The 12,719-nt window shown below is 72.9% G+C and carries 13 protein-coding genes; 10 read left to right on the top strand and 3 right to left on the bottom strand.

The genetic code is table 11. The annotated features are described in order from the left end of the window. The first annotated feature begins 107 nt into the window (after positions 1 to 107). A complete protein-coding gene (gene corA / locus EAD98_RS03075; RefSeq protein WP_121652564.1) occupies positions 108 to 1,253 on the top strand; it encodes a magnesium/cobalt transporter CorA in 1,146 nt (381 codons plus the stop codon). Between the two features lie 70 nt (positions 1,254 to 1,323). On the opposite strand, the gene EAD98_RS03080 is transcribed toward corA, so the two are convergent. Continuing rightward, a complete protein-coding gene (locus EAD98_RS03080) occupies positions 1,324 to 2,088 on the bottom strand; it encodes a hypothetical protein (protein ID WP_121652565.1) in 765 nt (254 codons plus the stop codon). 84 nt (positions 2,089 to 2,172) lie between these two features. Here EAD98_RS03080 and EAD98_RS03085 point away from each other — a divergent pair, with 84 nt between their 5' ends. Together EAD98_RS03085 and EAD98_RS03090 are read left to right on the top strand one after the other, a co-directional pair. Continuing rightward, complete coding sequence (locus tag EAD98_RS03085; RefSeq protein ID WP_109817197.1) at positions 2,173 to 2,703, top strand: peptidylprolyl isomerase; 531 nt, start codon at positions 2,173 to 2,175, stop codon at positions 2,701 to 2,703. 100 nt (positions 2,704 to 2,803) lie between these two features. Continuing rightward, complete coding sequence (locus EAD98_RS03090) at positions 2,804 to 3,718, top strand: rhomboid family intramembrane serine protease (RefSeq protein WP_121652566.1); 915 nt, start codon at positions 2,804 to 2,806, stop codon at positions 3,716 to 3,718. Positions 3,719 to 3,766: 48 nt separating this feature from the next. Here EAD98_RS03090 and EAD98_RS03095 read toward each other — a convergent pair whose 3' ends face one another. Further along, complete coding sequence (locus EAD98_RS03095; protein ID WP_121652567.1) at positions 3,767 to 4,195, bottom strand: PH domain-containing protein; 429 nt, start codon at positions 4,193 to 4,195, stop codon at positions 3,767 to 3,769. Positions 4,196 to 4,318: 123 nt separating this feature from the next. Here EAD98_RS03095 and EAD98_RS03100 point away from each other — a divergent pair, with 123 nt between their 5' ends. From EAD98_RS03100 to EAD98_RS03130, 7 genes are all read left to right on the top strand, one after another. Further along, complete coding sequence (locus EAD98_RS03100) at positions 4,319 to 5,491, top strand: acetyl-CoA C-acyltransferase (RefSeq protein ID WP_121652568.1); 1,173 nt, start codon at positions 4,319 to 4,321, stop codon at positions 5,489 to 5,491. Between the two features lie 68 nt (positions 5,492 to 5,559). Beyond that, positions 5,560 to 6,561: a phosphotransferase gene (locus EAD98_RS03105; protein WP_121652569.1), complete on the top strand. Its 1,002-nt coding sequence runs from the start codon at positions 5,560 to 5,562 to the stop codon at positions 6,559 to 6,561. A gap of 124 nt (positions 6,562 to 6,685) precedes the next feature. Continuing rightward, the gene (locus EAD98_RS03110) at positions 6,686 to 7,615 is read left to right on the top strand and encodes a DUF1906 domain-containing protein (RefSeq protein ID WP_233583698.1); all 930 of its coding nucleotides are present in this window, start codon (positions 6,686 to 6,688) and stop codon (positions 7,613 to 7,615) included. A gap of 126 nt (positions 7,616 to 7,741) precedes the next feature. Next, positions 7,742 to 8,254, top strand: coding sequence for a hypothetical protein (locus EAD98_RS03115; RefSeq protein ID WP_121652570.1), 513 nt, complete (start codon positions 7,742 to 7,744; stop codon positions 8,252 to 8,254). Between the two features lie 103 nt (positions 8,255 to 8,357). Continuing rightward, on the top strand, positions 8,358 to 9,050 hold the full coding sequence (locus EAD98_RS03120) for a response regulator transcription factor (protein WP_121652571.1): 693 nt from the start codon (positions 8,358 to 8,360) through the stop codon (positions 9,048 to 9,050). Positions 9,051 to 9,096: 46 nt separating this feature from the next. After that, positions 9,097 to 10,527: a sensor histidine kinase KdpD gene (locus EAD98_RS03125; protein ID WP_233583699.1), complete on the top strand. Its 1,431-nt coding sequence runs from the start codon at positions 9,097 to 9,099 to the stop codon at positions 10,525 to 10,527. Between the two features lie 56 nt (positions 10,528 to 10,583). Beyond that, positions 10,584 to 11,183: a hypothetical protein gene (locus tag EAD98_RS03130; protein ID WP_121652573.1), complete on the top strand. Its 600-nt coding sequence runs from the start codon at positions 10,584 to 10,586 to the stop codon at positions 11,181 to 11,183. Between the two features lie 40 nt (positions 11,184 to 11,223). Here the strand turns inward: EAD98_RS03130 and EAD98_RS03135 are convergent. Beyond that, positions 11,224 to 12,719 (bottom strand): ricin-type beta-trefoil lectin domain protein (locus tag EAD98_RS03135; RefSeq protein ID WP_121652574.1); only part of this gene is annotated, 1,496 nt, incomplete at its 5' end.

A 12,719-nucleotide genomic window follows, 5' to 3' on the forward strand; every position in this document is an offset into this window, starting at 1 on the left:
ATGCGACCCGGTCCGCCCGGCGCCGCCCCACGCGACCGCCGTCACACGTGCCCCCGGCCGCGACGGGCGTAGCCTCAAGCCGCAGCCGAGCGCGGGGAGGTGGCGCGATGACGGATCGACCAGGTCAGGGCGGGACACCGTCGCACACCCCCCGGGTGCTGCGACCCCGGGCGTGGCCGTCGCCGGTCCGGGCGATGACCCGGATCCTCAACGCGGACGGCTCGCCGCCCGTGCCGACCCCGGCCGGCACCGGGCGCAGCGGCGTCGTCGACTGCGCGCTCTACGTCGACGGCAAGCGGCAACCGGGCGACTGGACGTACGCCGATGCGCTGGCCGCGGCCCGCCGCGAGGAGCACGGCTTCGTCTGGCTCGGTCTGCACCAGCCCGAGCTGGCCGAGATGACCGCCATCGCGGAGACGTACGGGCTGCACGAGCTGGCCGTCGAGGACGCCGTGAAGGCCCAGCAGCGCCCGAAGCTGGAGCGGTTCGGCGACGTCAGTTTCCTGGTGCTGCGCACCGCGCGGTACTGCGAGCACGCCGAGCTGAACGAGAACTCCGAGGTCGTCGAGACCGGCCAGGTGATGCTCTTCATCGGCCCGAACTTCCTGATCAGCGTCCGGCACGGCGACGCCTGCCGGCTCTCGCCGGTCCGGGCAGACCTGGAGACCAAGCAGGAGCTGCTGCTCCAGGGCCCGTGGTCGGTCGCGTACGCGATCACCGACCGGGTGGTCGACCTCTATCTGGAGGTCGCCGAGCAGATCGAGGACGACCTCGACGTGCTGGAGGCGGAGGTCTTCGACCGCAACGGCCATGGGCGGATCCAGCGGATCTACCAGATGAAGCGGGAGCTGGTGGAGTTCAAGCGGGCCGTGGTGCCGCTACAGCGGCCGCTGATGACGCTGACCTCGCAGGTCAACCGGGAGGTGCCGAAGGAGATCCGGCGCTACTTCCGGGACGTGCAGGACCACCTCAGCCGCACCGTCGAGCAGGTGAACTCCTACGACGACCTGCTGAACTCGATCCTCCAGGCGCGGCTGGCCCAGGTCACCGTCGACCAGAACAACGACATGCGCAAGATCGCCGCCTGGGCGGCCATCGCCGCGGTCTGGACCTCCATCGCGGGCGTCGAGGGGATGAACTTCGACAACATGCCCGAGCTGAACATGACGTACGGCTATCCCGTCGTACTCGCCCTGATGCTCGGCGTCTCCCTGGCCCTCTACCGATGGTTCCGCCGCAACGGCTGGCTCTGACCGCTCGCGCGAAAGCGCCGGCGGACGCGGGGAACCGCGTCCACCGGCGCTCGGTTCGCTGCCGTCGGGGTCAGCGGCGGCCGTTGGTGCGGGCGGTGTCCTTGCCCAGCGCCTTGGTGAGGTCGTCGGCCGGGCGCCCGGAGGCGTCCTTGGCGCCCTCGGCGACCGAAGGGACCTTGTCGGTCGGGCGAACACCGGTCGGCTTGGGCGCACCGGTGGTGCTGGCGCTGTCGCCGCCGGCCACCGCGGAACTACCGGCGCCGGTCATCCCGGCCATCGCGGACCCGTCGGTCCCCTTGGTGGCGGACGGGGTCCGCACCTCGATCGAATCCACCTCGTCGCGCATCGGCTCCAGGGTGCGGGTCGGGTCGTACTCGGCCCACTCCTGCTGCTCACGGCGGCGGCGCAGGGCGACCGCACCGGCCAGCCCGGCGATCGCACCCGCTGCGAGCAGGCCCGTCATCATCGAGCCGCGCCGCCGCGGCTGCTTCTTCTTGGTGATCCGCATGTTCTTCGACCTGGCTTTCCTGGTGAGCGGCCCGGCCTGCGCGGCGCCGTCACGGGCCGCCGCGGCAAGCGGTGCCAGCGTGGTGAGTGTCGTCCCCCAGCCGGTCGAAGCGCGGTCGCGCACCTTGGCCGCAGCCGGTCCGACGTAGCCACGGGCCACCTGGACCCGCGGACCCACCGTCGCGCCGGCGCCCTTGGCGGCGTGGTTGGCTGCCAGCATCAGGTGGCTGATGCTCTGGTTCAGCTCGGCTTTGGCAAGCTGGCCCCGGGACTTACGCCGCCCGATTCCAAACACGGTCCCACCTCCTGGGAGTTGTTCCTTCGTCATCCTCCACCTTCGGATGCCTCCGCGATGCCAGATCGGGCACATGGGAGGATCCGCATGGAACTGACCAACGAGTGAGGAGTACCCGTGGCCGAGGCTGTCTACGCCACCTTGCACACCAACGCTGGCCCGATCCGGCTGGAGCTCTTCCCCAACCACGCGCCGAAGACGGTTCGCAACTTCATCGACCTGGCCGAGGGCAACCGGGAGTACACCGACCCGCGCACCGGTCAGCCGGGCAGCGGTCCGTACTACGACGGCACCATCTCGCACCGGGTGATCAGCGGCTTCATGGTCCAGATGGGCGACCCGACCGGCACCGGTCGGGGCGGGCCGGGCTACAAGTTCGCCGACGAGTTCCACCCGGAGCTGCGCTTCGATCGGCCGTACCTGCTGGCGATGGCGAACGCCGGACCGGGCACCAACGGTTCGCAGTTCTTCATCACCGTGTCTCCGACGCCGCACCTCAACAACCGGCACACCATCTTCGGCCAGGTGGCCGACGAGCAGTCGGTGAAGGTCGTCGACTCGATCGCGAGCACCCCGACCGGCCCGAGCGACCGTCCGCTCCAGGACGTCGTCATCGAGCGGGTCGAGATCGAGCGGTCCGCTGCCTGATCGACGGGCGAGGTACCTTTGCTCGCATGATTGAGCGCTCCGGAGCACCGCACCGGCTGGCGTCGGTGGACCGCGCGGTGGCGGACGGAGGGTCGGCCCGGTGAGCGAGTCTCCGCCGACCACCCCGGTCTGCTACCGGCACCCCGGCCGGGAGACCTACGTCCGGTGCTCCCGCTGCGACCGGCCGATCTGCCCGGACTGCATGCGGGACGCGTCCGTCGGGCACCAGTGCCCGGAGTGCGTCAACGAGGGACGTCGCAGCGTGCGGCCGGCGCGTACCGCCTTTGGTGGCGGTACCGCCGGCCGGCACGGCTACGTCACCAAGGCGCTGATCGCGCTGAATGTGCTGCTCATGCTGCTCTCCATCGCCTCGGACCGGGGCGGGGACGCGGCGGTGGGCGGCTCGGGCTTCGGCGGCCTGATGGGCGGCAGCACGCCGCTGACCAACTGGGGTTCGGTCCTCGGGCTGGCGGTCTTCCCCGACGGCACGCTCGGTGGGGTCGCCGACGGCGAGTGGTACCGGCTGGTCACCGCCATGTTCCTGCACTACGGCGTGATCCACCTGCTGCTCAACATGTGGGCGCTGTGGGTGCTCGGCCGGTCGCTGGAGGCCAACCTCGGCCCGCTGCGCTTCGGGGCGCTCTACCTGATCGCGGGTCTCGGCGGCAACGTCGCCGCCTACCTGTTCAGCGCGCAGAACTCGGCCACCGCCGGCGCGTCCACCGCCGTCTTCGGCCTCTTCGCCGCGCTGATCATCATCGAACGCAAGCTGGGCCGGGACATCTCCCAGGTGATCCCGATCCTGGTGATCAACCTGGTGTTCACGCTGACCGTGCCGGGCATCTCGATCCCGGGGCACCTGGGTGGCCTGGTGGTCGGTGGGGCGATGGCCCTGGTGCTCGCGTACGCGCCGCGCGGTCGGCGCACGCTGGTGCAGGTCGCCGGCGGCGCGGTCATCCTGCTGATACTGCTCGGCCTGGTCCTGTTCCGCACCGCGCAGCTGCTCGCCGGCTGACCGGTCGGCGCGCGTGTCGTGCCGGGCGGTCACGCCGGGGCGTCGCGGTCATGCCGGGCGGACCGCCCGCAGCGCCTCGGCCACCTCGTCCGGGGTGGCCCCGAGGTCGTACCGGCCGAACAGGTGCAGCGACTCGCCGGCGTCGATCTCGAGCAGTTCGGTCGTCAGGCCGAGCCGGGGCCGGCGGTCCACGGTGATCCGCTCGACCGTGGCCCACGGCAGCAGCCGGCGGCCGGCGAAACCCTGCGGGACCACCACGCCGGCCGGGTCCGCCGCGAGTCGGACCGGCGCGAGGACATCGCGCAGCGCCCAGCCGACCAGGCCGGCGACGACCAGCCCGATCAGTGTCAGCTGCACCGGGTCGCCCTCGGCGAGGAGCAGGCCGAGCGCCACCAGGACGACCGCGCCGGCCAGCTTCGCCAGCGGTACGCCCGCCGGCACCCGCCACTGCCGGACCGGGAAAGCTTCGGCATCCATCCGGCCAGCATGCCAGCGTCCGCCCCGCGCCGGCACCCGTCCGCGGGTGGACCGGACCGGGGGCGGACGACCGGTCCGTGGACGACGTAGGATCGGGACAGCTCAAGTTACCCGGGAGTAAACATGAGTGACGCGGTCATCGTCGGCGCGGTACGCACTCCGGTCGGTCGGCGCAAGGGCAGCCTCGCCGGCGTCCACCCGGTCGACCTTTCGGCGCACGTGCTGCGCGCCCTCGCCGAGCGCACCGGGCTCGACCCGGCGCAGGTCGACGACGTCTTCTGGGGCTGCGTGTCCCAGGTCGGCGAGCAGTCCTGGAACATCGCCCGCAACGGCGTGCTCGCCGCCGGGTGGCCCGAGACCGTGCCCGGCACCACGCTGGACCGGCAGTGCGGCTCCAGCCAGCAGGCGCTGCACTTCGCCGCCGCGACGGTCCTCTCCGGCCAGGCCGATCTGGTGGTCGCCGGCGGGGTGGAGTCGATGACCCGGGTGCCGATGGGCTCCAGTGTGGCCGGCGGCATGCCGTTCAGCGACCAGCTCCGGACCCGCTACCGGGGCGTGGAGGGCTTCGCCGACGACGCGCCGCTGCCGTTCAACCAGGGGGTCGGGGCCGAGCTGATCGCACAGCGGTGGCGCTTCTCGCGTACCCAGCTCGACGAGTTCGCGCTGGCCAGCCACGAGAAGGCGGCTGCCGCGCAGGACGCCGGCGCGTTCGACCCGGAACTCGCGCCGGTGCCGCTCGCCGACGGCGGCAAGTTCGCCGCCGATGAGGGCATCCGCCGGGACACGTCGCTGGAGAAGCTCGGCGAGCTGGCCACGCCGTTCCGCGCCGACGGCGTGGTGACCGCGGGGTCCGCGTCCCAGATCTCCGACGGCGCGGCGGCCCTCGCCGTCACCACCGGCGAGTGGGCCAGCCGGCACGGCCTGCGGCCGCTGGCCCGGATCCACACCGCCGTGGTCGCCGCCGACGACCCGGTCACCATGCTCACCGCGCCCATCCCGGCCACCGCGAAGGCGCTGCGCCGCGCGGGGCTGGGCATCGAGGAGATCGGGGTGTACGAGGTGAACGAGGCGTTCGCCCCGGTGCCGCTGGCCTGGCTGGCGGAGACCGAGGCGGACCCGGAGCGGCTCAACCCGCGCGGCGGGGCGATCGCCCTCGGTCATCCGCTCGGCGGCTCCGGCGCCCGGATCATGACCACGATGCTCCAGCACATGCGGGACAACGGAATCCGCTACGGCCTCCAGACCATGTGCGAGGGCGGCGGCATGGCCAACGCGACCATCGTCGAGCTGCTCTGACTCCCGCCCCGGTCGTTGCGGGGAAAAGTCCTCGCCCCGGCCCGGCTCGGCCGCCTAGGGTGCGCACTGTGACGACGATCGCCGATGAGCGCGCCCCCGACTGGTCCCGAGAGCAGTGGCAGGTGCGGGCCCGTTCCTGGGTGGACGAGCAGCTCAGTCAGGCCGGTCGGCGGGTGACCGGGCCGGTGGAGCCCCGGGTGCGCCCGTGGTCGCTGGTGTGGAAGGTGCCCACCGACGGTGAGCCGGTCTGGTTCAAGGCCAACAACCCGGGCACGGTGCACGAGGCCGTCCTGATCGCGGCGCTCGCCGACCTGGCGCCCGAGCGGGTCCTCGCACCGATCGCGGTGGACCCGGTTCGGGGTTGGTCGCTGCTGCCCGACGGCGGAGAGTCGCTGCGGGACGTGCTGGGCCGTGACCCGGACCTGGCGCACTGGGAGCGGGCGCTGCCCGGGTACGCCGCGCTCCAACTGGCCAGCGCGCCCCGGGCCGAGGAACTGATCGCCCTCGGCGTGCCGGACCACCGCCCCGAGGTGCTTGCCGGGCTGTTCGACGAGCTGCTCGACGACCGTTCGTCACTGCGGATCGGCGACGAAGGCGGGCTCAGCCCGGAGACGTACGAGCGGCTGCGGGCCGAGTTGCCGGCGTACGCCGAGCGGTGCCGCCGGCTCGCCGACATCGGCATCCCGGCCACGGTGCAGCACGACGACCTGCACGACGGCAACGTGTTCGCCGGCCCGGACGGGTACCGCTACTTCGACTGGGGTGACGCCTCGGTGGCGCACCCCTTCGGCACGCTGCTGGTGACCCTGCGCTCGATCCGGTACGCCACCGACCTGAATGCCGACGACACCCGACTGGCCCGGCTGCGCGACGGTTACCTGGAGGCGTGGACCGACCGGTACGATCGCCGTACCCTGCTCGAGGCCGCTGACCTGGCGGTGGGCCTGGGCGCGGTGAGCCGGTCGCTCTCCTGGCGGCGAGCCCTCGACACCGCCGATGCGGCCCGCGCCGAGTACGCCGACGCGGTCCCCGGCTGGTTGGCGGAGCTGCTGGAATCCGACCCGGCCTGAAGCCGTCCCGGCCATCCCTGGCGGCCGTCCACGGATCGCGAGCACCGGTCTGGACAGGCGGCGGGTCGAGCGGGCAGGATTTGCCGCTGGCCGCGCCCACCGTCCACATCAGATCGGAATACACGTGACCCTCAGCCCTCCTCGGCTCGACCCGCGTCGTGGCAGCCACCGGGTTCTCGCCGCGTTGGCGGTTGTGGTGTTCGCGATGGGCGCCGGGCTGACCGGCGCCGCGCGGCCGGCGTGGGCCGCCGCCGCGTACAACGGGCCACAGCCCGGGACGTTCACCGGGCTCGGGTTCGACACCTGCGCCGCTCCGTCGAACGCGGCCATGAAGGCGTGGCTGCAGTCGCCCTACCGAGCGGTCGGCATCTACATCGGTGGCGTCAACCGGGGCTGTGCCCAGCCCAACCTGACCCCGAGTTGGGTGGCGATCCAGCAGGCGGCCGGCTGGCGGCTCTTCCCGCTCTACGTCGGCCTCCAGGCGCCGTGCTCGACGTACCAGCGGAAGATCGACCCGGCTCGGGCCGCGGCTCAGGGCCGTGAGGCGGCCGACGACGCGGTCCGCAACGCCCGCAGCCTCGGTTTGTCCCTCGCCAGCACGATCACGCTCGACATGGAGCACTACCCGGCCGGGAACGCCGCCTGCACCGCGGCGGTCAACTCCTTCGTGAGCGCGTGGACCTTGCGCCTGCACCAGCTGCGGTTCCTCTCCGGCTTCTACACCAAGGTCACCTCTGCGGGCTTGGCGGACCAGGTGGCGGTCTATCAGCGGCCGGGGCATGCTCGCCCTGACGTGATCGACTTCGCCCGCTGGGACGGCGTCCAGACGGTGTCGGACAGCGCCCTGCCGGCGTCGTACTGGATGCCCGGCCGTCGGATGAAGCAGTACCAAGGCGACCACCACGAGACCTGGGGCGGGGTGCGGATCAACATCGACAGCAACTACCTCGATCTCCGGCAGCCGCGGCTCCAGCCGAGCTGGTTGCTGCGCGGGGTCTTCCGCGACCAGCCCCGGACCCTCAACCGGCTCGGCGCGCTGCCGCCGACCCGCTGACGCCGGCCGGCCGCCCCTCAGGCCGGGTGGCTCGATGTCGGACAGCCGGTGCGACACCGCGCGTGGAAGTTCCAAAAAACGGCCGTGACCCACGTCACTTCCGTCGAAGAGGTCGTTGGGCAGGTCATGGACGTCTTCTCCCGAACGTTCCTTCCGGCCGCCGCCGAGGCTGGCCTGGCCGTGCAGACCCTGAGCCGGCACATGCCGGTCTTCCGGCGCTGCGTCGGCTCCGGTGACGCCACCATCCTGGTCACCCGCTGCAGCCGCCCGGACCGCCCGGTCACCGGCGACTACCTGCTGCTGCTCACCCACCGTCGGTTGGTGGTGACCCAGCAGACCCGGCTGCTGCACCGGCTGCGTCTGCACCTCAATACCGAGTTGCGGGAGCTGAGCAACGTCACCTGGAGCCCCGACCCGCGTCTGCACTCGGTCGAGCTGGCCGCGACCGCCATCGACGGGATCCGCGAGCGGTTCCTGATCCGCACCACCCACCCGAAGCGGGTGTGGCAGCTCGACGCGCTGCTCAACCACGCCTTCCGGACCCGCCTGCGGACGCCCCGCGAGCGGATCGTCGCCACCATCGGCGAGGTGCCGGCCGCCACGCGGCCCAGCGTGCTCCGACCCGTCGTGGCGCGCTGACGCCCCACCGCCCCACCGCTGGCGGCGGCCCTCCGCCCCGCCTTTACCGAACTCGAACACGCGCCGATCGCGCCGAGAGCGCCGGGTCGGCAATCATGGGCCGGTGACCGTCGAACCGCCGCACCGCGGGCTCGTCCTCGTGGTCGAGGACGAGCCGGCCATCGCCGACCTGGTCCGGCTCTATCTCACCCGCGACGGGTTCGGCGTCCACCTGGAGCGGGACGGCGAGGCCGGCCTGGCCGCCGCCCGGCGGCTGCGTCCGGTGGCCTGCGTCCTGGACATCGCCCTGCCCGGGCTGCCCGGCACCGAGATCTGCCGCCAGCTGCGCGAGGGCGGCGACTGGACGCCGGTCATCTTCCTCACCGCCCGGGACGACGAGGTGGATCGGATCGTCGGCCTGGAGCTGGGCGCCGACGACTACGTCACCAAGCCGTTCAGCCCCCGTGAGCTGGTCGCCCGGGTGCGCGCGGTGCTGCGCCGCTCCGCCGGCGGCCCGGAGGGTGCGGACCGGCCGCGCGTCGTCGGTCCGGTGACGCTCGACCCGGCCCGTCGGACGGTCACCGCCGCCGGCGCCCCGGTGCAGCTCACCTCCACCGAGTTCGACCTGTTGGCCCACCTGATGGCCCGGCCCGGGCGGGTCTTCACCCGGGAGGAGCTGCTGGCCGGCGTGTGGGGCTACGCCGCGCACGCCGGCACCCGCACGGTCGACGTGCACGTCGCTCAGGTGCGGGCGAAGCTCGGCCCGGCCAGCGTGATCCGGACCCACCGGGGCGTGGGGTACGCGGCCGATGCCTGACCAGCCCGGTTGGCGGCAGCCCACGGCGCGACCCGAGTCGCCGACCATGACGCTGCCGGTGATCGGCGCCCGACCCCCGACCGCGCCCCGGCGCAGCCGTCCCGGCCGGACGCTGACCACCCGGGCGGTGCTGGTCACCTGTGCCGTGGCGCTGGTGTCGGTGCTGGTCACCGCGATCGTCGCGGTGCCGCTGGCGATCCGGGGCGCGGAGCGACGCGATCAGGAGGCGCTCGCCGCGCAGGCCCGACTCGCCGCCGAGGTGCTGCGGACCCGGCTGGACCGGGGTCGTACCGCCGACGAGGAGCGGCTCATCCAGCAGCTGCGGGCACAGGACATCGACGCGTACCTGATCCGGCGGGGAGTCGTCGACCGGCCGGGCCTGCCACCCCGGGTGGTGCGGCGGATCGAGCAGGGCCGCAACGTGTCGGTCCGCCGGCCGGTCAACGGCAGGCGCGCGCTGGTCGAGGGCCGCGCGCTGCCCGGCGGCAACGGGGTGGTGCTCTCCCGCGCCTCGGCGAGCGGGTTGTGGCAGCAGGTGCTGCTCAGCCTCTGGCTGCCGCTGCTGGCGGGGCTCGCCGCCGGCGTCGTGGCCGGGCTGCTGCTGGCCCGCCGATTGGCCCGGCCGATTCGCGTCGCGGCCACCGCCGCCGCCCGTCTGCGTGCCGGGGACCGCGCGGTCCGGGTGCCGGTCGAGCCGCCGGACGAGGTCGCCGACCTGGCCGAGGCGTTGAACGGGTTGGCCGCCGCGCTGGCCACCAGCGAGGGCCGACAGCGGGAGTTCCTGCTCTCCGTCTCGCACGAGCTGCGGACCCCGTTGACCGCGATCCGGGGGTACGCCGAGGCGCTGGCCGACGGCGTGATCGACGCGGAGGGCATGGCCGGCACCGGCCGGACGGTGCTGGCCGAGGCCCAGCACCTGGACCGGTTGATCGGCGACCTGCTGGCGCTGGCCCGGCTGGAGGCCGCCGACTTCCCGCTGGAACCGGTACCGGTGGACCTGGCCCGGCTGGCCGTCGACGCCGAGGCGACCTGGTCCGACCGTTGCGCGGCGGTCGGAGTGCCGTTCCGGATGGAGACGCCCGGTGGGCCGGTGCCGGTGTACACCGATCCGGGGCGCATCCGGCAGGTGGTGGACGGGCTGCTGGAGAACGCGCTGCGGGTCGTACCCCCGGGGGCGCCGGTGGTGCTCGCGGTCCGGGCTGCCGGCGCGGACCCGGCCGCCGGCGGCGTGCTGGAGGTCCGCGACGGCGGGCCCGGCTTCACCGACGACGACCTGGCGGTGGCGTTCGAGCGGGGTGCGCTGCACCAGCGTTACCGGGGGGTGCGCAAGGTGGGCAGCGGGCTGGGGCTGGCGCTGGCCGCCGGGCTGGTCCGCCGGCTGGGCGGGGAGATCGTCGCCGGTCACGCGCCGGAGGGCGGCGCCGCGTTCACGGTCCGGCTGCCCGGTGATCCTTACCAGACCCGAACATCGGTCTGACGCTGCGCTCGTCGTCGCCGGGCAGGCTGAGGGCTCCACGGACGAGAGGGACAGTCATGCCACGTTGGGGATTTGCCGCCGCCACCACGTCGTTGCTCACGGCGGTGGCGCTCGGTGTCAGCGGCTGCGGCGCGGCCGAGGTGGCCAGCCAACCCGCCCGGGAGGCCGCCGTCGAGGTCGCCGCGGCGATGGGCGTGGAGGGCCAGGCGCTGGCCGCGATGGGCTTCGACGCCAACGACCTGGACGTGCTGACCGTCGCCGCGCCGGCCACCCCGGCGCCCGGTGCCTCGCCCACCGCCCAGGACAAGGCCCGGGAGAAGCGCGGCGAGGAGTGGCGCAAGCGCCGCCAGGCCCGCGTGCTGCTGCGCAGGAACACCCTGCACGGCGAAGCCGTGGTGAAGACGAAGGACGGCGGTACGAAGACGGTCGCCGTGCAGCGCGGTGAGGTGACCGCGATCGACGGTGACTCGATGACCGTGAAGTCCACCGACGGCTTCACCATGACGTGGACCTTCGGCGACGACCTCCGGGTCGTCGAGCGGCGCGCCACCGTGCAGGCGAGTGACGTCAAGGTCGGCACGACGCTCGGCGTCGCCGGGGCGAAGGACGGCGACAAGGGCACTGCCCGGCTCATCCTCATCCCCCGCGCCAAGTGAGAGGAAGGGGCCCTGGTCGACGCCAGGGCCCCTTCCCTCGTCAGTAGACGCGGGAGCCGATGAAGTCGTCGTGACCGTAGCCGACCGGGTTGGCGGCGGTCCGGGGCTCGAACGACCACTGCTGCCGGGTGCTGCTGGAGCAGCCAGCCAACCGCAGCCGCGGACTGCCGAGCCACGGGCTGTCGAACGCCACGCAGAGGTTGCCGGCGCCGGCCGGCTTGATCTGGTTACCGGCGAAGACGAACTGCTGGGCGGGGGTGCCGTTGCAGTCGTAGATGTTGACCGCGGTGCCGGACGTCAGCGACCCGTTCGCGATGTCGAGGCAACGGTCGTGGGAGAGCTCCGAGTGCAGCGACCGCCGGCCCGGGTCGTACCAGAAGCCCTGGTTACGCCCACCGTGGCAGGTGTACGGCTGCTGGACGGTGCCGTTGCGGGAGTCGTACCCCTTGCCGTCGACACAGGTGCCGGTGGCCAGGTTGCGCAGCTGCTTGAACTCCAGCAACCCCGGGTAGAGCACGCCGCCGCCGGTGCTGGCCGGGTCGACGCAGCTGGCCCGCTCCTGCCCCGAGTTCCAGAACTGGGTGATGCACTGGGCGAACATGCCGTGGCCGCGGGCGTTGGGGTGGAACGACTGCCGGGCGGCGTTCTCGTCCCAGATCCCGATCTCGATGTAGAGGCCCCGGACCGAGGTGTTGTCCGTGCACACCTCGTGGCCGTGGAAGAGGCGGCTGGCATCCAGGTAACGGGTGCCGGTCTGGGTGGCCGCGGCGCGCAGCGCCGACTCGAACATCGGCACGGCCTTGTTCCGGGCGAACGCCGCGTCGGCCAGGTAGAGCAGGCAGCCGCCGGAGTACCAGCCGGGGAAGTTCGGGTTGTCCTCCACGTCCGGGCTGCCCGGGCTCGGATACGACATGAGCACCAGTTCGTAGTCCGAGCGCAGGTAGCCGGCCTTGGTCATGGTCTGCCGGATGTCGTTGAGCGCGTCGACGACGGCCTGGCGACTGCCGTCGGTGCGGATCGTCCACTGGTCGGTGTAGCGCGGGTAGCAGGGGCCCTGGAAGAAGACCCGGCTGATCGCGCAGTCGGTGGCGACCGGGCCGAACTGGATCGTGCCGTCGCCGTTCGCGCCGACGACCACCCAGATCAGCTTCACGTGGGTGTTGCGCGCCTTGATCCCCAGGTAGTCGCCCTGGTTCAGCTCGTTGTGCTGGGTCGGGCCGCCGGCGATCAGGTTCCACGGGGTGGCGCCGGAGCAGGCCAGGTTGTACTGCGCGTCCGAGGGGATGCCGGTGCGGAACAGCGCCTGGTCGTACGAGCGGTCGCACCAGTTGCCCGGCTGGTGGGTGCCGGGCACGTAGTTGCCGACCCCCTCACCGGAGATTTCGCTGTCACCCATGGTGATCAGCGCGGTGCGGCGCTGCTCGATCGGGCGGATCGCCGGGCTGCCGTAGAGGGCGGTCGCCTCGGCGGCCCGGATGGCCTCCAGGTTGGCGGGGAGTGGTTGGACGGTCGGCCGGTCGGCGGCGGTGGCGGGGG

Source organism: Micromonospora sp. CV4 (assembly GCF_003667455.1).
In the GTDB taxonomy this organism is placed as follows: domain Bacteria; phylum Actinomycetota; class Actinomycetes; order Mycobacteriales; family Micromonosporaceae; genus Micromonospora.

Bases quoted from the DNA above. Each gene is read 5' to 3' on its own strand.
- EAD98_RS03095 (WP_121652567.1), bottom strand. From the start codon at position 4,195: ATGGATGCCGAAGCTTTCCCGGTCCGGCAGTGGCGGGTGCCGGCGGGC.
- corA (WP_121652564.1), top strand. From the start codon at position 108: ATGACGGATCGACCAGGTCAGGGCGGGACACCGTCGCACACCCCCCGG.
- EAD98_RS03130 (WP_121652573.1), top strand. From the start codon at position 10,584: ATGCCACGTTGGGGATTTGCCGCCGCCACCACGTCGTTGCTCACGGCG.
- EAD98_RS03100 (WP_121652568.1), top strand. From the start codon at position 4,319: ATGAGTGACGCGGTCATCGTCGGCGCGGTACGCACTCCGGTCGGTCGG.
- EAD98_RS03080 (WP_121652565.1), bottom strand. From the start codon at position 2,088: ATGACGAAGGAACAACTCCCAGGAGGTGGGACCGTGTTTGGAATCGGG.
- EAD98_RS03115 (WP_121652570.1), top strand. From the start codon at position 7,742: ATGGACGTCTTCTCCCGAACGTTCCTTCCGGCCGCCGCCGAGGCTGGC.
- EAD98_RS03125 (WP_233583699.1), top strand. From the start codon at position 9,097: ATGACGCTGCCGGTGATCGGCGCCCGACCCCCGACCGCGCCCCGGCGC.